Source organism: Saccharopolyspora sp. CA-218241, from assembly GCF_050954615.1.
In the GTDB taxonomy this organism is placed as follows: domain Bacteria; phylum Actinomycetota; class Actinomycetes; order Mycobacteriales; family Pseudonocardiaceae; genus Saccharopolyspora; species Saccharopolyspora cebuensis.
In genome coordinates this window covers 2,017,658-2,035,109 of sequence record NZ_CP191860.1, presented here as the reverse complement: position 1 = coordinate 2,035,109, position 17,452 = coordinate 2,017,658, and the positions used below count along the sequence as shown (strand labels likewise).

The following is a 17,452-nucleotide window of genomic DNA, read 5'->3' as shown; positions in this document are numbered from 1 at the left end:
GAGCATTCCGATGTCGCGCAGGCGTATTCGGGACGCGGTGGCGAGAACCCGCCACGTCTCCACTGTGGACCGTCATAGCGCGATCCAGCCCGCGGCCAGCGCCACCACGCCGACGACCGCGCCGACCACCGAGGCCAGCAGGACCAGGACCTCGCGCGGCGCGAACAGCCGCCTGCCCCGCTCGCGACGCGCCATCGCGAACAGGACGCTGGCCGGGGCGTAGACGATCAGCGACACCAGCAGGAACTTCGGCCCGGCGGCGTAGAGCAGGAACACCGTGTAGAGCGTCGCGAGCACGGCCACGACCAGTTCGCGCGCCCGGCGCGGCGGGCGCGACCACGCCAGCCGCACCGCGTACCCGGCGGCGAGCAGGAACGGGATCAGGGTGAGCGAGCTGGTCAGCCCGAGCGCGAAATTGAACGCGTCCGCGGAGAACAGGGTGACGACCAGCACCACCTGGACCAGCACCGCGGTCATCAGCAGCGCCGCGGTGGGGACGTCCTCGCGGCCGGTGCGCTTGAGGAACCGCGGCATGTCGTCGTCCCGCGCGGCCACGAACAGCACCTCGGCGGCCATCAGCGTCCAGGCCAGGTAGGCGCCGAGGACGGCGACGACGAGCGCGACCCCGACGAACGCGCTGCCCCACGGCCCGACCTCCGCGGCCAGCACCCCGGCCATCGACGGCTGCCGCAGCTCCGCGATCCGCTCGCGCGGCAGGATGCCGTAGGAGACGATCGTGACCGAGGCGAACACCGCCAGCACCGAGAGCAGGCCGAGCACCGTCGCCCGGCCGACGTCCTCGCGGCGCCGCGCGTGCCGGGAGTAGACGCTGGCCCCCTCGATGCCGAGGAATACGAACACGGTCACCAGCATCGTGCCCCGGACCTGCTCGAACAGCGGACCGGCCGCCGCACCGCCGGAGACGTTGGCCGCGAAGACCGCCGGGTCCAGCGCGAACAGCGCCAGCAGCACGAACACCAGGATGGGGACGAGCTTGGCGATGGTGACGATCCGGTTGATCGCCGCCGCCTCCCGCACGCCGCGCCGGACCAGGGCGTGGAACGACCAGACACCGGCGCTGGCCAGCAGGACCGCCAGCGGGGTGTCGCCCTCGCCGAGGCCCGGTACCGCGGCGCCGAGCGTGGACATGATCAGCACCCAGTAGGTCACGTTGCCCACGCAGGCGCTGGCCCAGTACCCGAAGGCCGCGAAGAAGCCGAGGTACTCGCCGAAGCCGGCCTTGGCGTAGGCGTAGACGCCCGCGTCGAGGTGGGGTTCGCGCACGGCGAGGGTCTGGAAGACCAGGGCGAGCATCAGCGTTCCCGCGCCGGCGACCGCCCACGCCACCAGCGCTCCGGCCACCCCGGTCTCCTCGGCGAACCGGCTCGGCAGCGAGAACACCCCGGCGCCGACCATGGACCCGACGACCAGCCCGGTCAGGGTGAGCGCGGAGAGCCGCTGGGCCCCCTCCCCCGCTTCGGTGCCCGCCATCGCCTCCTCCTCGGCGGCTCCGGTCGACCGCGCCCCCATTGTCGGCGGATCGGCGGGTTCCGCACCCGCAGGACCGGGGGCGGGCGGCTCACCCGGCGCCCACCGCGCCCGGCCCACCGGTGGGCAGCCACAGCCCGGACCGCGCCCGCCCGGTGCGCCCCGGCGCTCCGGGTTCCCCGGGTTCGGGCAGGTCGAGCAGCGCGTTGATCGCCGTGACCGCGTCCCCGCTGCTGCTCCACACGACTTCCTCGGCCTCCACCGCGCTGTCCAGCACCGCCCGGGTGGCCACCGCGTCGTGCTCGTCGTTGATCTGGATGCGGTCGTAGTACTCGGCCCACCCGTAGGTGCCGATCACGGCGCAGATGCGATCCTCCCGATCCGAGAGCTGCAAGAACCGGTAGCCGCGCGCGACCAGGGCGCGCAAGCCGTCGTCAACGCTGTGCATCTCAGCTTCTCCCCGTCGACCGTCCGGGACCAGGGCGGCGGGCGCCAGCGATGCGCGCCCGCCGCTGCCGCGGGGGTGGGAGACCGGGCCGGAGGACGACCGGCGGAGCACGCGGTTCCGCTCCCCCGCGATCGGTGCGCGGGCCGATGGCATCGGGGGACCACCGGCCCGCCGATCCAGCCTCGCGCCTGCCCGGCGAAGCGGGAACAGCGTTCCGGTCGCCGGTTCACCAGGCCGCGAGATCGGCGTCGGAGGCGGTGGCGAACTCGGAGATCTACTCGGAGACTTGCCCGGAGATCACTCCGGCCGCGCGCTCGCGAACTACCCTTCGAACACGACCGAGCACCGAGAGGCAGTCGTGATGCCCGCGACCAACGGCAGACTCGTGGCCGCCCGGACGGCGGCCATGTTGACGCAGGAGTCCCTGGCCGGTTTGGCGAACGCGCAGGTCGAACGCGACACCGGCAAGCCGGGCGCGATGGACGCCGACTACGTCAGCAAGCTCGAGCGCGGGGTGCACCACTGGCCGGGCAAGGACTACCGGCGGGCGCTGCGCACCGTGTTGGGCGCGTCCGAAGACCGCGATCTCGGCTTCTACTCCACGCGGAGCAAGGCGGCTACGGTCGTCGGTGATCCAGCAGAGGCGGCCCAAGGGAGCGACGACGTGAAGCGGCAAGCATTCCTCCGGGCGCTGGCGGCCACCGCGGCCGGGATGGCGGTCGGTGACCCGGTGGCCGAGGCGGTGGGCCGCGCCGGCAGCGGCGACACGCCCGCGCGGGTCGGAGCCACCGAGGTGGAGCAGGTCGACCACGCGATCGAGCTGTTCGGCGAGTGGCAGGACCTCTACGGCGGCGGCGTCTGCAAGGACGCGCTGGCCGGGCAGGTCCGGTGGGCCACCTCGCTGCTCGGCGCCCAGGCCACCGAGAAGGTGCGCAACCAGCTCTACCGCTCCGTCGGGTTCCTCGTCGACATCGCGGGCTGGGGCGCGTTCGACGCGGGGCACCACGACACCGCGCGCTCCTACTTCCGGCTCGCGCTGGGCTGCGCCGAGCAGGCCGACGACTGGGGGTTGCGCGCCAACGTGCTCTCCGACATGGCGCGCCAGGCGATCTACGTGAACCGGCCGGACGACGGCCTGAGCCTGATCGAGCTGGCCCAGGTGCGGCAGGACCGGCAGACGCCGACGGTGCGCTCGATGCTCGCCACGGTGCACGCGCGGGCCCTGGCGAAAGTCGGCCGCGGGGAGGACTGCTACCGGGCGGTGATGGGGGCGGAGGACTCCTTCGGCGACCGCCGGGTAGGCGACGACCCGCCGTGGATCACCTACTTCAACTCCGCCGACCTCGCGGGGGACACCGGGCACGCCCTGCTGGACGTGGCGCTGGACGGCGAGCACGTCGACGACGCCCGAGACCGGTTGCGCCGATCGGTGGACACCTATTCCCAGGCCCAGGCCCGCGCCCGGGCGTTCTCGCTCGGCAAGCTGGCGATCCTGGAGCTCTCGGTCGGTGACGCGGACCGGGGGGTCGACTACGGCGAGCAGGCCCTGGCCGCCGAGGCACCGCTGAAGTCCCAGCGCGCGCGGGACGACCTCGCCGAACTCCGCAAGGCGCTGCGGGCCCGGCGCGAGGTCCCCGGCGCCCCGGAACTGCGCTCCCGGCTCACCCGCGCGCTGCGCTCCGCCTGAACGGCGCTCCCGCGGGAGCACGGGGTGGCCGCCGTGCCGACCACCATCGCGGCGGTGTTCGAGTCCGACGATTCGCGCACCGATCTCTGGGTAACCCGGTCGTGGGACGCACAGATCGGATTCCCGTTCCCGCGGAGGTGATGACGATGAACAAGACGGCCCGCCTGCCCAGGCCGGTGGTCGACTCGTACCAGTGGCAGCTCGACGCCGCGTGCAGGCACGAGGAGACCAGCCGGTTCTTCCACCCGGACAACGAGCGCGGGTCCGCTCGGCACAACCGGGAGCGGCGAGCCAAGGAGGTCTGCTTCGAGTGCCCGGTGATGCAGCAGTGCCGGGCGCACGCGCTGAACGCGCGCGAGCCCTTCGGGGTCTGGGGCGGGCTCGGCGAGCTCGAACGCCGCGACATGCTCGCGGGTGACCGAGCGGCCTGATCGGCGCACGCCCAACCCCGCACGGCACGAGCAGCAGGAGGCGCCGCGGTGCCCGACGACGAACTCACCCCGGTCGAGCGGACCGCGCTGCTGACGCTGTCCGCGCGGGCCTGGGACGCCCGGCACGTCAGCCCGGTGCTCGGTGACGCGATGGCCGAACAGGTGCTCGGTGCGCTGGGGTCCGCCCCGGAGCACTGGCGGATGACCTCGGCCGCCGTCGCGGAGATCGCGCTGCGCACCTCGATGCTCGACGACGCGGTGCGCGGGTTCGCGGTCGAGCACCCCGACGCCGTGGTGCTCGACCTGGGTGCCGGGTTCGACGCCCGCGCGCAGCGGATCGACCCGCCCGACGGCGTCGACTGGTACGACGTGGACCTCCCCGCGGTGGCGCGGCTGCGGGAGCGGACGCTGCCCGCCCGCACCGGGAGCCGCGCGGTCGGCGCTTCCCTGGCGGAACCCGGGTGGGCGGAGCCGATCCCGACCGGACGCCCGGTGGTGGCCGTCGCCGACGGCCTGCTGCCCTTCCTGACCGAGCAGGAGATCGCCGTGCTCCTGCTCGCGCTGACCGACCGCTTCGGCACCGGCGAACTCCTCGTCGACGACTCCCGGTGGCCACCGCTGGGCGCCTGGCCGAGCCCGTCGATCCGCGGCGTGGCCCGCCGCCCCGCGGGGATCGAGGACCCGCGCGCACTGGAGCGCTGGAACCCCCGGATGCGCTGGGTCGAGGAACGTCCCCTGGTGCACGAACCGGAGGTGGCACGGCTCCCGCCGGTGCCGCGCCACCTGGCCCGCGCCGCGACGCACTTCCCGGCCGCCGCGCGCACCGCCCGCGTGCTGCGCTACCGGTTCTGAGGGGCGCGGCCCGGCGTTTGGGGATCAGCGCCGGCGGTCATCCCAGCGAGAATGGACGAACTCGACGGGGCGCGCGCGGCGATCCCCGAGGGAGTGCGCATCGCGGCGGCCTGGAGCTGGCGGCTGCTGCTGCTCGTCGGCGTGTTCGTCGTGCTGTGGCGCGCGGGCTCGGCGATCTCCCAGGAACTGCTCGTCGTCGCGGTGGCGGTGCTGTTCAACGCGCTGCTCTCGCCCGCGGTGAACTGGCTGGACGACCGCGGGGTCCACCGGACGCTCGCGGTCGTCCTGGTGCTGCTCGGCGGGCTGGCGCTGATCGGCGGGGTGCTCACCGTCGTGGTCCGCACCCTGGTGCGCGGCTTCGCCGGGCTGCGCGGCCAGCTCCTGTCCAGCCTGGAGCACCTGCACCGCTGGCTGCTGGACGGTCCGCTGAACCTCAGCCAGCAGCAGCTCGACCGGGTGTTCAGCGGGCTCCCGCAGGCGCTGCACCTCGGCGGCGGGGTGACGGCGACCGCGGTGACCACGGCGGACGCGGTGCTGCGGCTGCTCGCCGGAGCGCTGCTGGCCCTGTTCACGCTGTTCTTCCTGCTCCGCGACGGCTCCCGGATCTGGCGGTTCCTGGTCTGCGTGCTGGTGCCCCGGCGGGCGCGGTGGCGGGTGCACCGCGCGGGCTGCGCGGGGTTCAGCACCCTGGTGGCCTACGTGCGGGCGACCGCGGCGGTGGCCTTCATCGACGGCGCGGGCATCGGCATCGGGGCTCTGGTGCTCGGCGTGCCGTTCCCGTTCGTCATCGCGATCACGGTGTTCCTCGGCGCGTTCGTGCCCTACATCGGTGCGGTGGTCACCGGCGGGCTGGCCGTGCTGGTGGCGCTGGCGGCGAACGGGATCGTACCCGCGCTGATCATGCTGGCGGTGGTGGTCGGCGTGATGCAGCTCGAAGGGCACGTCCTGCAACCGCTGCTGCTCGGGCACGCGGTGCGGCTGCACCCGCTGGCGGTGGTGCTCAGCGTGACGGCGGGATTCACCATCGGCGGCGTCGGCGGCGCGGTGCTGGCCGTGCCGGTGGTCGCCACCGGGAACACGATCGTGCGGGCATTGCGCCGAAAACGGTGATCACGACAGGCTTTTCAGTCTTCCGGGCGACAGCGGGCACCGGTTCGCCGGTGAAGGATCGCGGCATGACGAGAGTCAACCCGATCGAAGCGCTCTACCGGGCTCGGGACGCCCTGGAACTGGCCGCCGCCGAGCAGGCCCGGCAGGCCGAACCGACTCCCGACCAGCTCTCGGCCTACGGATCGGCGATCGTCTCCACCCTCGCGGCGGCGGGTGAGCTGGCCACCGTCCTGGCCGGTCAGGTCGCCGACTACGACGAGCAGCGCCTGCGCGAGCAGGCCACCCAGAACCACCCCGCCGACAAGCTGCGCGCGGCCCTGTCCCACCTCACCGCCTTGCAGGAGGTGCTGGCCAACGCCCTCGTCGACGCCAGGCACTACTGGACCGCGGCGGCGGGCATGCACGACGACCTCCAAGCCGACCGGGAATGAGCACCGGCGCCTCGGGTACCCGGCGGGGATGGGAAGCGAACGGCTGACCGAATACCGGCGCAAGCGCGACTTCGACCGCACCGCCGAGCCGTCCGGGAAGGAGGCGTCCCGGGCGTCGGGTCACCGCTTCGTGGTGCAGCGGCACCGCGCCAGCAGGCTGCACTACGACCTGCGGCTGGAACTCGACGGCGTGCTGGTGAGCTGGGCGGTGCCCAAGGGGCCGACGCTGGACCCGAAGGCCCGCCGGATGGCGGTGCACGTCGAAGATCACCCGATCGAGTACGTCGACTTCGAAGGCGTCATCCCCGAGGGCGAGTACGGCGGCGGCGACGTCATCGTCTGGGACCGGGGCACCTGGCAACCCGTGGACGGCGCCGACCCGGCGCGCGCGCTCGACGACGGGAACCTGCACTTCGACCTGCACGGCGAGAAGCTCAGCGGCCGGTTCGTGCTGGTCCGCCCCGGCGGGAACCGCGATCCGAAGCAGTGGCTGCTGCTGCACAAGAAGGACGACGACGCCGCGACCGGGTGGAACCCCGAGGAGCACCCGCAATCGGTGAAGACCGGGCGGACCAACGACGAGGTGGCCGCCGACCCCGAGGCGATGTGGCGGACCGACCGGCCCGCCGAGTCCGCGGAGACCCCGGTGCGCCGCGGCGGCGGGAAGGGCGGCGGCAAAGGCAGCACGACCGGGGGCGGCGGCTCCGGCGGCGCGGCGCGGCAGTCGACGACCGCCTCCGGGAAGCGGCGCACCGGGACCCGGGACCGCTCCGGCGGACGCGGCGGGAAGGGCGGCGGCTCGTCGAAGGAGAGCGGCCGGGGGCGGCGCTGGAAGCCGCCGACGGCGGCGCAGCTCCGCGAGCTGGACGAGCTCGGCGGCAAGGGCCGCTGGCACGTCGACGGCCGCGACCTCGTGCTGACCAACCTGGACAAGGAGCTGTTCCCCGGCCGGGACGGAGCTCCGCCGGTGACCAAGCGCGACCTCATCCGCTATCACGCGCTGATCGCCCCGGTGATGCTGCCGTACCTGGTGGACCGCCCGCTCAACAGCCACCGCTTCCCGCAGGGCGTGGATGAATCCGGGTTCTGGCACAAGGAGTACCCCGAGCACGCCCCGGAATGGTTGCGGCGCTGGCACTACCCCGCCGCCGACGCCGACGAGACCCAGGACTACATCGTCCCGGACAGCGTCGCGGCGCTGGCCTGGCTGGCGAACTGGGCGGCGCTGGAGCTGCACCCGTGGTCTTCCCGCGCCGACGACGTCGACCACCCGACCTGGGCGCTGTTCGACATCGACCCCGGCTCCCGGACCACCTTCGAGGACGTGCTGGTGCTGGCGCGGCTGCACCGCACCGCGCTGGACCACCTCGGCGTCGTCGGCAAGCCGAAGGTGACCGGGCAGCGCGGCATCCAGATCTGGGTGCCGGTGGAGCCGCGCTACACCTACGCCGAGACGCGGGCGTGGGTGGAATCGGTGTCGCGGGCGGTCGGCAACGTGGTCCCGGAGCTGGTGAGCTGGGCGTGGCGCAAGGGCGATCGGCGTGGCCTGGCCCGGCTCGACTACACCCAGAACGTGATCAACAAGACCCTGGTCGCGCCCTACAGCGCCCGGCCGGCCCCCGGCGCCCCGGTGTCGGTCCCGCTGGAGTGGGACGAGCTCGACGATCCGGACCTGGCACCGGACCGCTGGACGGTGCGGGACGTCCTCGACCGGGTGCGGGAGGTCGGCGATCCCTTCGCCAGCCTGCTCGACGCGCAGCAGCGGCTCCCGCCGCCGTGAGCGGTCCGCGCCGCGGCGAGGAACCATGCGGCTCGACACCGGCCCGATCCGGCACCAGGTCCGATCCGACACCGGCCTTGGGAGGCGGTCCGATTGAGCACGGTGATCGCGCTGTTCACCAGGAAACTGCGGGTGCACGACAACCCCGTGCTGCACGCGGCGGCGCGGGCGGAGGCGGTGGTGCCGCTGTTCGTGCATGACCGGGCCGTCCTCGACGGCCCCTTCCACCGCCCGAACCGCGCGCTTCCTGCACGACTGCCTGACCGACCTGCGGGACCGGCTGCGCGAGCTGGGCGGTGCTCTGGTGGTGCGCGACGGCGACCCGGCGACCGAGGTGGCGCGGCTGGCCGAGGAGGTCGGCGCCGACGCCGTGCACGTCGCCGCCGACGTCAGCGCGCACTCCTACGCCCGCGAGGAGGCGCTGCGCGCCGCGCTGCCCGGCGGGCTGCTGCACGTCCACGGCAACGTGGCCACCGCCCGCCGCCGAGGGCTGGATGCACAACCGGGCGCGGCTGATCACCGCCAGCTTCCCGACCAAGTCGGGACCGCACCGACACCCGGCCCAACCGGGTGCTCAACCCGGTGCGGCAGGCCCAGCGCTACGACCCGCGCGGCGACTACGTGCGCCGCTACGTGCCGGAACTCGCCGAGGTGCCCGCCGCGCGGGTGCACGACCCGCACCGGCTCGGCGAGGACGAGCTCGACCGCCTCGGCTACCCGCCGCCGCTGGTCGACCTCGCCGAGGCCACCAAGCGGTTCCGCCGCGCCCGGGGCAAGGCATGACGCTCGCCGACCAGGTGCGCGCGGTGCTCCGGGAACGCGCGGCTGGTCGAACAGCACGGCGCCGCGAGGCCACGCATGCGACCCGCCGCGGCCACCGAGGCGTCGGCGAGCGCCCCGGGGGACCGCGCCGCCCGCGGTCGGCGCGGCCCTAGACTCGCCGCCGGAGCCGAGGTCGAGGGCGGGGAGGCGATCGCGCGGTGTCCCGGAAGAAGGTGCCGGTGCTCGTCGTCGCGGGATTCCTGGGCGCGGGCAAGACGACTCTGCTCAACCACCTGCTGCGCCACCCGCGGGGCGCGCGGATCGGCGTGGTGGTCAACGACTTCGGCAAGATCGGCATCGACGCGATGAGCGTGGCCGGGCAGGTCGACGCCGCGGTGTCGTTGAGCAACGGATGCCTGTGCTGCGCCGTCGACCCGGAGGGGCTCGACGAGATGCTGGGGCGGCTGACGCGGCGGCCCATCGACGTGGTGGTCGTCGAGTCCAGCGGGCTGGCCGATCCCCGGACGCTGATCAAGATGCTGCTCAACAGCACCGACGAGCGGATCAGCTACGGCGGTCTGGTCGAGGTCGTCGACGCCGCCGAGTTCGCGACCACCCGCCGCGACCACCCCGAGCTCGACGGGCACCTGCGGTTCGCCGACCTGGTGCTGCTGAACAAGGCCGACCGGGCCGCCGACCTCGACGGCGTGCTGCGCCTGGTGCGCGAGCTCGCCGGGGGCACCCCGGTGCTGCCGACCAGCCACGGGCGGGTCGACCCGGAGCTGCTGGTCGACGCCCGCGCGGCTCCGGTGGCCCAACAGCTCTCGTTCGACGAACTGCTCGCCGACGACGAGGACGACCACCCGCACGCGGCCTACCAGAGCGTCGAGTTCAGCACCGGCGAACCGCTGCACCCGCGCCGCTTCATGCGCTTCCTGGACGAGCGGCCCGCCGGCGTCTACCGGATGAAGGGGTTCGTCCACTTCGGACCGGCGGACCCGCGCGCGTTCTCGGTGCACACGGTCGGCAACTTCGTGCGCTTCGCGGCGACGCGCCGACCGGCGACCCCGGGCACCCACCTGGTGCTGATCGGCGCGGGCATCGACACCGACCGGTTGCACGCCGACCTCGCCGCGTGCCGGGGCGTCCCGGACGACACCGACGAGCACGCCATGCTCGACGTCCTGCGCTACCTCCGCTGACGCCGGCGGCCGATAGCCTGGGCGCATGGGTGATTACGTGCAGGTCGTGACCACGACCGACTCCGAGGAAGCCGCCGCGGCGCTGGCCCGCGGGATCGTGGAGTCCCGGACCGGCGCCTGCGTGCAGGTCGTGCCGATCCGCAGCTTCTACCGGTGGGACGGCGCCGTGCAGGACGACCCCGAGTGGCAGCTCCAGGTCAAGACGCCCGCCGGGCGGCTGGACGCGCTGGTGGCGCACATCCAGGAGCACCACGGCTACGACGTGCCGGAGATCATCGCCACGCCGATCACCGGGGGCGGCGACGCCTACCTGCGCTGGCTGGACGACGCGACCCGGGTCTGACGACGCGCACTTCCCCGGCCGGTCGCGGCGTCGCTCAGCACCCGCTCGGCGGCCCGGTCGGCGCCGGGCACCGGTCGAGCCGCCGCAGCGCGAGCAGGCCGCCGACCGCGGGCAGCAGCGCGAGGGCCCTCGACCCCGCGTCGGGCCACCGCCACGTCCCGAGGACGACGACCAGGTAGGCGCAGCCGTGCGCGGGCCCGAGCAGGGCGGACACCTGCGGGAGGTGCGCGGTGGCGAGGTTGGCCAGCATCAGCGCCAGCGTGACGAGTTCGGCCCGGGCGGCCCAGCGCAGCACGCGCACCGATCACACCCCCGTGGTGGAACCGGGGCGGACGATCATCAGCACGGTGACCACCGCCCACAGCAGGTTGAAGACTCCGGTGAGCATGGCCAGCCGCGCGGTGGTGCGCCGTTCCAGCACCGCGCCGGGCGCCTCGGCCGCCGCCAGGGCCGCGTCCTGCCGGGGCAGGACCAGCAGCCCCAGCACGACCGCGGCGATCCCGGTGAGCACCACCGAAGCGATCAGCCACGGGTCGCCGAGCACCCCGAGGCTGCTCGCGGTGGCGAACCCGAGGACCAGGACGGCGAGGCCGACCAGGGCGTACACGCGGCAGATCCGGTGCACGGTGCGCAGCGCGGGCAGGGCGGCGCGGTCGGCGTGCGCGCGGCGCAGCACCGCGGGGAACATGCTGGCGGCGACCGCGACCGGGCCGATCGCGAGGATGGCGGCGAGAACGTGCAGGGACAGCAGGAGCTTCGGCATGGCGGGGGGTTCCTGGTAGTCGGGCGGTGGGACCGGCACCGACGCTAAGCGGAGCGCGACCGTCGCCCCAGTGGCATTCCCGCCGATCCGCAACGGGATCCCGCCAACACCGGTTCGCGCAGGTCACCGCCCGGAGGCCCGGTGACGCCGGAGCAGCGGACGGGTAGGTTCCGGCCATGCACGTCGTCGCCGTCCTCGCCCTCGACCAGGTGATCCCCTTCGACCTCTCGACGCCGATCGAGGTCTTCACCCGCACCCGGCTGCCCGACGGCCGCCCGGGCTACCAGGTGCGGATCTGCGCCGAGCGGCCCGAGGTCGACGCCGGGGCGTTCACCCTGCGGGCGCCCCGGGGGCTGGACGGGCTGGTGGACGCGGACACCATCGTCGTGCCCGGCACCGCCTCCCCCACCGCGCCGCCGCCGCGCGCGGTCGTCGAGGCGCTCACGTCGGCGGCCGCGGCAGGCACCCGGATCGCCTCGATCTGCTCCGGCACGTTCCCGCTGGCCGCCACCGGACTGCTCGACGGCCTCCGCGCGACGACGCACTGGTCCGCCGCCGGGCTGCTCGCCGAGTCCTTCCCGGACGTCGAGGTCGATGCGGACGTGCTGTACGTGGACAACGGGCAGGTCCTCACCTCCGCGGGCGCCGCCGCCGGGCTCGACCTCTGCCTGCACCTGATCCGCCGCGACTACGGTTCCGCGGTCGCCGCCGACGCCGCCCGGCTGTCCGTGATGCCGCTGGAGCGCGAGGGCGGCCAGGCGCAGTTCATCGTGCGTCCGCTGCCACCGACCCCGCGCGGCTCCGAGCTGGAGCCGCTGTGCGCCTGGCTCCAGGACAACCTCGCGCGGGAGCTCACGCTGGCCGACATCGCCGCCCGGGCGCACACCAGCCCGCGCACCCTGATGCGCCGCTTCCGCGAGCAGACCGGGAGCACGCCGCTGCAATGGCTGCACCGCGCCCGGATCCGGCAGGCGCAGCACCTGCTGGAGACGACCGGGCACACCGTCGAGCGCATCGCCGCGCAGGTCGGTTTCGGTTCTCCCACCGCCTTCCGGGACCGGTTCAAGCGCACCACCGGCGTCAGCCCCCAGGCCTACCGCCGCTCCTTCGCCTGAGCCCTCACCTGGAACGGGGCGGCTCGATTTCGACGGATCGCATTCATAGACCGAGCGCTCGGTTTACGATAGGTGCCATGAGGGCCGCGGGGCATGTGCTGGAACGGGATGGGACGCACTTCGAGCTGGCGGTGCGGCGCACCGGCGCGCGGACCGAGGTGGAGCTGTTCCGCGACGCGGAGCGGGTGGGCTCGGCCACCGGACTCGGGCCGCTGCGGATCCCGCTCGACGAGGACGATCCGACTACCGCCGTGCGGGTGCTCAGCCCGCTGCCCGGTCTCGTCGTCGGCGCGCACCTGCGGGTGCCGGAAGCCGACGACCGGGCCGCCGAGCAGGTCCCGTTCGAGCCGCCCGCCGGAACGCCCGCCGCCCGGCTGCTGGCGTTCCAGCGGGCGCACCCCGCGCTGTACGCGTCGCGGCACGTGGTCGGCGCGGTGGCCAAGGTGCTGCTGGGCGTGCTCGGCGTCGCGCTGCTCGGGCAGCTCGTGCTCCGGCGGATCGTCGAGTGGGTCCTCGACCGGTTGCCCCCGATCGAACTGCCTCGCATACCCTGGCCGGACATCGATCTGCCGTCGATCCCGTGGCCGGACATCCCGTGGCCGGAGATCGAGTTCCACCCGCCCGGATGGCTGCTCGCGGTGCTCGGCACCGCGAAGTACTGGGGCCCGGTGCTGCTCGCCGCCGCCGTGGCGGTGCGGGAATTCCGGCGGCGGAACCGGCGAGCGGGTGGGGAGGACGAACGCGACGATGCGCACCGCTGATCCGGAGCTGCACCGGCAGCGCAGGCAGCAGATCGTGGGCGCAGCGGTCGAGCTGTTCGCGACCAAGGGCCTGGCCAAGACCACCACGGCCGAGATCTGCCGGGCCGCCGGGGTCAGCACCGGCAACCTCTTCCACTACTTCCCGTCGAAGCTGGCGATCTTCTACGCGCTGTTCGAGATCGACCGCGACGAGTGGGACGAGCTCTTCGCCGCCACCGCCGCCGATCCGGATCCGTGGGCGGGGCTGATGCGGGTGGTCGACCAGCTCGCCGCCGACGCCGCGCACCCGGTGCTGGCCGGGTTGCTGGTGGAGATCTTCGCCCAGGCGCACCGCGACCCGGAGTGCGCGGCGCTGGTGGCCGAAGGCGACCGGCGGATGCTGCGCGGCATCACCGCGCTGGTCGAGCGGCTGGTGGCGGACGGCCGGGCGGATCCGGTGGTGCCCCCGCCGGACGCCGCGCGCTGGGTGCTCACCACCACCGACGCGTTCCACACCCGCGGCTACCCCGAACCGGACCGGGACCGCACGACCGAGATCGCCCAGGCCAAGCGAGTCATCGCCCGGCTGCTCGGTCACCCGGAAGGGCGGTGAGTGGGGGGCACTTCGAGCGGGCTCGCGCTGGGGTCGGTCGTGACCTGCACGGACGTGGTGGGACGGGCGAACCTCACGTCCGCGCCCCAGCGATCTGCTCGCACTCAGCGCACATCGGCCACTCACCGGGGACGATCGTCCGTGGCCCCCAACCGAGCCCGCCGCACTGCCCGATCACGAGCGGACGACCGTCGATTCGGGTGCGGGCGGCGTCGGGCGCGACGCGGTGAACCTCCCGCTCGCGCCAAGACAGCGCGTAGAGCTCGCCCGGCGCGGAAGCGCCGACGATCTCCTCCGGCTGCGACTCGTCGAGCTCCCGCACCGACGGTGCATCGAGCTCGGCGCGGGAGACCGGCGGGGCGTCGCTGGACAGCGCGGCGATCATCGCGCACTGGGCGCACGGCGCCCCGGTGAACGCCTGCACGACCTCGGCAGCGTCCGGCTTGATCCGCGCCCCACACGGAGCCCGCCAGACATCTTCGCCGTCAGGTACCCGGTAGGCGTGCACCTCCGGCGGGTGCCCGGGCGGTGCGTACTCCGCCCGGAGCCGCGCCAGGATCACCGGCCCGGAACGCTGCCCGATCATGCGGCACGCCCCTGAGCGCGGCGGCGCAGCCGTTCCTGCCGGTGTAGGTGCGGCCGCCTTGAGCGCTCGCTTCTTCCGATGCCCTGGCAGCCACCACGCGATGAAGAGGGGAAGGAAGATCACCGACCAGACCAGCAGCCCGAGCAACATCGCCAGCGCGTCATTCATGCCTGGAACATCGCCCCCTAGAACGCGCCACACCTAGGGCATTCGGGTTGGGCAGGTTGGGGCAGGCAGGGGCACCTGGCAGCATCACCAGCATGGCCCGCGCCCGCAACGACCGACTCCGCGCCGCCCGCGAGGCGACCCCCTCGCCACGGGTACCAGGCGATGCGCTGTCCCGTGCCGAGCTCGCCGAAGCCGTCAACACCTGGGTCGCGCAGCACGCCCGCAGGGCCGGAGCGCTGGACGTGCACTACATCGCCCGCCTGGAACGCGGCGCGGTGCGCTGCCCCGGACGCGACTACCGCGCCGGATTCCGGGCCGTGCTGGGCGCTGCCGACGACGCCGAACTCGGGTTCGCCGCAATCACCCCGCCGGCCGCGAAGGTTCTGATAGCTCCAGAGTCGGCCGAACTCGCCGAGACCGGATCCCCCCCGATGGCCGATCCGGACGCACCAGCAGCGAGTGACTACCTCGACGAAATGCGCCGGACGATCTCCCACCTAGTCGCCCTCGATGGCGTGCACGGGGGCGCCGAAGTCGCCTCGATCGCGCTGCGGTGCTTCCGGCGGGCGCAACGCATCCTCGCCGAAGGCCACTACCTCCCGACCATCGAACGAGACCTCGAAGCCGTCACCGCCGAGCTTGGCGAACTCTCCGGATGGCTGCTGTTCGACGCTGAACGGCACGACGAGGCACGAGCGGTCAACGCTGAAGCGCTCGAACTCGCCCACGTCGCGGGCGACGCCTCAATGCAGTGGTTCATTCTCACGAATCAAGCACTCGCCAGCGTGCACGTCGGCCGCGACCGCGAAGCGCTGCGGATCTCGACCCGCATGAGCGACCGCGCCGACCTACCGGGACGGGTCCGGGCACTGTTCGACGTGCGCGCCGCCCGAGCCCTGGCCTCACTCGGCGACGAGACCGGAGCCCTGCGGGTCTTCGATCGCGCCCGCTCCGCATTCACCGGCGGCACCACCGGCCGCGACCCCGTATGGTCCTGGTGGTTCGACGAACGCGAACTCGCCGGACACGAAGGCATGGTGCACGCCAGCCTCGGCAACCACGCCAAGGCGCTTCCCCGCCTGGCAACCGCCGTCGAACGTTCCACAGGGCGCGAACACTTCCGGTGGGCGCTCTACATCCATCGAGCGAACCTGCTCCGGGCATACCTGCGCGCCGGATCGTGGTTCGATGCCGAACAGGTCGCCGTCGACGTGGCCCCGATGGTCGGCGAGATCGCATCAGCACGGACGGAAGGCATCCTTCACCGGACCGTGGCGATCCGGGACCGGCCACTGTCGTTGCCGTCCACCCTGAGCGACGCACTCGACCACATCGCACGTCGCATCTCGTAGCTTGCAATCCGCTCGGGGGCATCACCACCCACCGCACCCGCCGTAGTCTCAGCTGCCCGGTTCGTAGCGGGAGCCATGCCGACGACCGGGCCGGGCACTGGGGCAGACAACGTCCTCCCGCCCTGTCGTCCCGTGGGGCACGGGCCAATCACAACCTGGGGCGAACGTGGGTCCGAAACCGTCGCACCACGTACTGACCACAGGTCGGCTACGTCTGGACTGCGTACGCCCAAACCGCCGGTCACACCACCCGTGACCAGTTTTTCCCCAGGTCAGCGCCAAGCCTCCGCGAGGAGGGGCATCCTCGTCCCAGATGCTCGGACGAGGGTGCCCCTCACCTCGACGAAGAGCACGCGATCGGGGGCGTGGGGTCAGCGCGGGGTCTGGCCGTAGCCGCTGAACAGGTCCACGCAGCGGGCCAGCTCGGCGTCGTCGAGCAGCCGCGGCTCGCCGACCCGCGAGGCGGTCAGCCACAGCTCGCACAACCACTCCAGCTGCCGGGCCCGGTTGTAGGCCTTGCCCAGCGTGTCGCCGGTGGTCACGGTCCCGTGGTTGCGCAGGATGCAGCCGGTGCGCCCGGCCAGCGCGGCCGACACCGACCTCGCCAGCTCGTCGCTGCCGAAGGTGGCGTACTCGGCCACCGCGACGCTCCCGCCGTAGTCGGCGAGCTGGTAGTGCACCGCGGGCACGTCGTCGCGCAGCAGCGACAGGGCGGTGGCGTGCAGCGAGTGGGTGTGCACCACCGCGCCCGCGTCGTGCTCCCGGTAGGCCACCAGGTGCATCGGCAGCTCGGAGGTCGGCTTCAGCGCGCCGTCCACCACCACGCCGTCGAGGTCGACCAGCGGGACGTCCCGCAACCGCAGCAGTTCGTAGTCGACCCCGGACGGCGTCACCGCCACCAGGTCGCCGCAGCGCACCGAGACGTTGCCGGAGGTGCCCACGACCAGCCGGTCGTCGGTCATCCGGCGGGCGGTGGCGATGACCTCGCGGCGTTCCCGCGCGCAGCGCACCTCGTCGGCTTCCGCGTCGGCTTCCGGATCCATCGCCGACCCGCTCAGCACGCCGACGGCTCGTAGCCGTCGATCGCCGCGACCTTCTTCGCCGACGACGAGTTCTCGTCGAACCGGTGGTCGAGCCACTCGGAAGCCAGCTTGCGGGCCAGTTCGAGGCCCACCACCCGCTGGCCGAAGCAGAGCACCTGGGCGTTGTTGCTCAGCACGGCCCGCTCCACCGAGTAGCCGTCGTGCGCGGTCACCGCGCGCACGCCCGGCACCTTGTTGGCGCTGATCGCCACGCCGAGCCCGGTCCCGCACACCAGCAGCGCGCGGTCGGCCTTGCCCTCGGCGACCAGCCGGGCGGCGGCGACCGCGACGTGCGGGTAGTCGGTGTGCTCGTCGCTGCCGACCCCGACGTCGGTCACCTCGGCGACCCGCGCGTCCGCGCCGAGGTCCGCCTTCAGCGCCTCCTTGTACTGCAGTCCCGCGTCATCGCAGCCGACCACGATGCGCCACGGCGCCTGCTCGGTCATCTCGACCTCCTCCTCCGATGCTTGTCCGCGATCTCGTCGTGCTCGCCCGCCGG

20 protein-coding genes and 2 pseudogenes are annotated in these 17,452 nt (G+C 73.4%); 15 read left to right on the top strand and 7 right to left on the bottom strand.

Annotated elements, in window-relative coordinates:
- Positions 1-72: 72 nt before the first annotated feature.
- On the bottom strand, positions 73-1,491 hold the full coding sequence (locus ACQP0T_RS09930; protein WP_433872384.1) for a basic amino acid/polyamine antiporter: 1,419 nt from the start codon (positions 1,489-1,491) through the stop codon (positions 73-75).
- An 88-nt stretch (positions 1,492-1,579) separates the two neighbouring features.
- Positions 1,580-1,936, bottom strand: coding sequence for a hypothetical protein (locus tag ACQP0T_RS09925; RefSeq protein ID WP_345363153.1), 357 nt, complete (start codon positions 1,934-1,936; stop codon positions 1,580-1,582).
- A gap of 361 nt (positions 1,937-2,297) precedes the next feature.
- Between ACQP0T_RS09925 and ACQP0T_RS09920 the strand changes: the two genes are divergently transcribed.
- The 11 genes and pseudogenes from ACQP0T_RS09920 (at position 2,298) to cutA (ending at position 10,534) form a co-directional block, all read left to right on the top strand.
- A complete protein-coding gene (locus ACQP0T_RS09920; RefSeq protein WP_433872382.1) occupies positions 2,298-3,623 on the top strand; it encodes a helix-turn-helix domain-containing protein in 1,326 nt (441 codons plus the stop codon).
- A gap of 146 nt (positions 3,624-3,769) precedes the next feature.
- Positions 3,770-4,054 (top strand): WhiB family transcriptional regulator, encoded by a 285-nt coding sequence (locus ACQP0T_RS09915; protein ID WP_345363149.1) that lies wholly within the window; start codon positions 3,770-3,772, stop codon positions 4,052-4,054.
- 48 nt (positions 4,055-4,102) lie between these two features.
- Positions 4,103-4,906: a class I SAM-dependent methyltransferase gene (locus ACQP0T_RS09910; protein ID WP_433872380.1), complete on the top strand. Its 804-nt coding sequence runs from the start codon at positions 4,103-4,105 to the stop codon at positions 4,904-4,906.
- 51 nt (positions 4,907-4,957) lie between these two features.
- Positions 4,958-6,016: an AI-2E family transporter gene (locus ACQP0T_RS09905; protein ID WP_433872379.1), complete on the top strand. Its 1,059-nt coding sequence runs from the start codon at positions 4,958-4,960 to the stop codon at positions 6,014-6,016.
- Positions 6,017-6,081: 65 nt separating this feature from the next.
- A complete protein-coding gene (locus ACQP0T_RS09900) occupies positions 6,082-6,447 on the top strand; it encodes a hypothetical protein (RefSeq protein WP_345363143.1) in 366 nt (121 codons plus the stop codon).
- Positions 6,448-6,475: 28 nt separating this feature from the next.
- Positions 6,476-8,227, top strand: a complete 1,752-nt coding sequence (locus ACQP0T_RS09895; protein WP_433872377.1) for a DNA polymerase ligase N-terminal domain-containing protein — start codon at positions 6,476-6,478, stop codon at positions 8,225-8,227.
- A gap of 102 nt (positions 8,228-8,329) precedes the next feature.
- Positions 8,330-8,422, top strand: a pseudogene (locus ACQP0T_RS09890) (deoxyribodipyrimidine photo-lyase); the annotation flags it as partial.
- A gap of 1 nt (position 8,423) precedes the next feature.
- Positions 8,424-8,606, top strand: a pseudogene (locus tag ACQP0T_RS09885) (deoxyribodipyrimidine photo-lyase); the annotation flags it as partial.
- 203 nt (positions 8,607-8,809) lie between these two features.
- Entirely contained in the window at positions 8,810-9,010 is a 201-nt protein-coding gene (locus ACQP0T_RS09880; protein WP_433872376.1) for an FAD-binding domain-containing protein, read from the top strand.
- 197 nt (positions 9,011-9,207) lie between these two features.
- Positions 9,208-10,191 carry a CobW family GTP-binding protein gene (locus ACQP0T_RS09875; protein WP_433872375.1) on the top strand — a complete coding sequence of 328 codons (984 nt, stop codon included), beginning with the start codon at positions 9,208-9,210 and terminating at the stop codon, positions 10,189-10,191.
- Between the two features lie 25 nt (positions 10,192-10,216).
- Positions 10,217-10,534: a divalent-cation tolerance protein CutA gene (gene cutA, locus ACQP0T_RS09870; RefSeq protein ID WP_433872374.1), complete on the top strand. Its 318-nt coding sequence runs from the start codon at positions 10,217-10,219 to the stop codon at positions 10,532-10,534.
- Between the two features lie 34 nt (positions 10,535-10,568).
- On the opposite strand, the gene ACQP0T_RS09865 is transcribed toward cutA, so the two are convergent.
- Both ACQP0T_RS09865 and ACQP0T_RS09860 read right to left on the bottom strand, forming a co-directional pair.
- Positions 10,569-10,835 (bottom strand): DUF3817 domain-containing protein, encoded by a 267-nt coding sequence (locus tag ACQP0T_RS09865; protein WP_433872373.1) that lies wholly within the window; start codon positions 10,833-10,835, stop codon positions 10,569-10,571.
- A gap of 3 nt (positions 10,836-10,838) precedes the next feature.
- Positions 10,839-11,297: a DUF2269 family protein gene (locus tag ACQP0T_RS09860; RefSeq protein WP_433872372.1), complete on the bottom strand. Its 459-nt coding sequence runs from the start codon at positions 11,295-11,297 to the stop codon at positions 10,839-10,841.
- Positions 11,298-11,473: 176 nt separating this feature from the next.
- Here ACQP0T_RS09860 and ACQP0T_RS09855 point away from each other — a divergent pair, with 176 nt between their 5' ends.
- The 3 genes from ACQP0T_RS09855 (at position 11,474) to ACQP0T_RS09845 (ending at position 13,765) form a co-directional block, all read left to right on the top strand.
- The gene (locus tag ACQP0T_RS09855; protein ID WP_433872370.1) at positions 11,474-12,412 is read left to right on the top strand and encodes a GlxA family transcriptional regulator; all 939 of its coding nucleotides are present in this window, start codon (positions 11,474-11,476) and stop codon (positions 12,410-12,412) included.
- Positions 12,413-12,489: 77 nt separating this feature from the next.
- The gene (locus tag ACQP0T_RS09850; RefSeq protein ID WP_433872369.1) at positions 12,490-13,173 is read left to right on the top strand and encodes a hypothetical protein; all 684 of its coding nucleotides are present in this window, start codon (positions 12,490-12,492) and stop codon (positions 13,171-13,173) included.
- Entirely contained in the window at positions 13,160-13,765 is a 606-nt protein-coding gene (locus ACQP0T_RS09845; protein ID WP_433872368.1) for a TetR/AcrR family transcriptional regulator, read from the top strand. Before ACQP0T_RS09850 ends, ACQP0T_RS09845 begins: the two co-directional genes overlap by 14 nt.
- Positions 13,766-13,838: 73 nt before the next feature.
- Here ACQP0T_RS09845 and ACQP0T_RS09840 read toward each other — a convergent pair whose 3' ends face one another.
- Positions 13,839-14,351 carry a hypothetical protein gene (locus tag ACQP0T_RS09840; protein ID WP_433872366.1) on the bottom strand — a complete coding sequence of 171 codons (513 nt, stop codon included), beginning with the start codon at positions 14,349-14,351 and terminating at the stop codon, positions 13,839-13,841.
- Positions 14,352-14,611: 260 nt separating this feature from the next.
- Here ACQP0T_RS09840 and ACQP0T_RS09835 point away from each other — a divergent pair, with 260 nt between their 5' ends.
- Positions 14,612-15,871, top strand: coding sequence for a hypothetical protein (locus tag ACQP0T_RS09835; RefSeq protein WP_433872365.1), 1,260 nt, complete (start codon positions 14,612-14,614; stop codon positions 15,869-15,871).
- Positions 15,872-16,242: 371 nt separating this feature from the next.
- Here the strand turns inward: ACQP0T_RS09835 and ACQP0T_RS09830 are convergent, their stop codons facing one another.
- Complete coding sequence (locus ACQP0T_RS09830) at positions 16,243-16,914, bottom strand: class II aldolase/adducin family protein (RefSeq protein ID WP_433873655.1); 672 nt, start codon at positions 16,912-16,914, stop codon at positions 16,243-16,245.
- A gap of 11 nt (positions 16,915-16,925) precedes the next feature.
- The gene (locus tag ACQP0T_RS09825) at positions 16,926-17,399 is read right to left on the bottom strand and encodes a ribose-5-phosphate isomerase (protein WP_345363114.1); all 474 of its coding nucleotides are present in this window, start codon (positions 17,397-17,399) and stop codon (positions 16,926-16,928) included.
- Positions 17,400-17,452 lie beyond the last annotated feature (53 nt).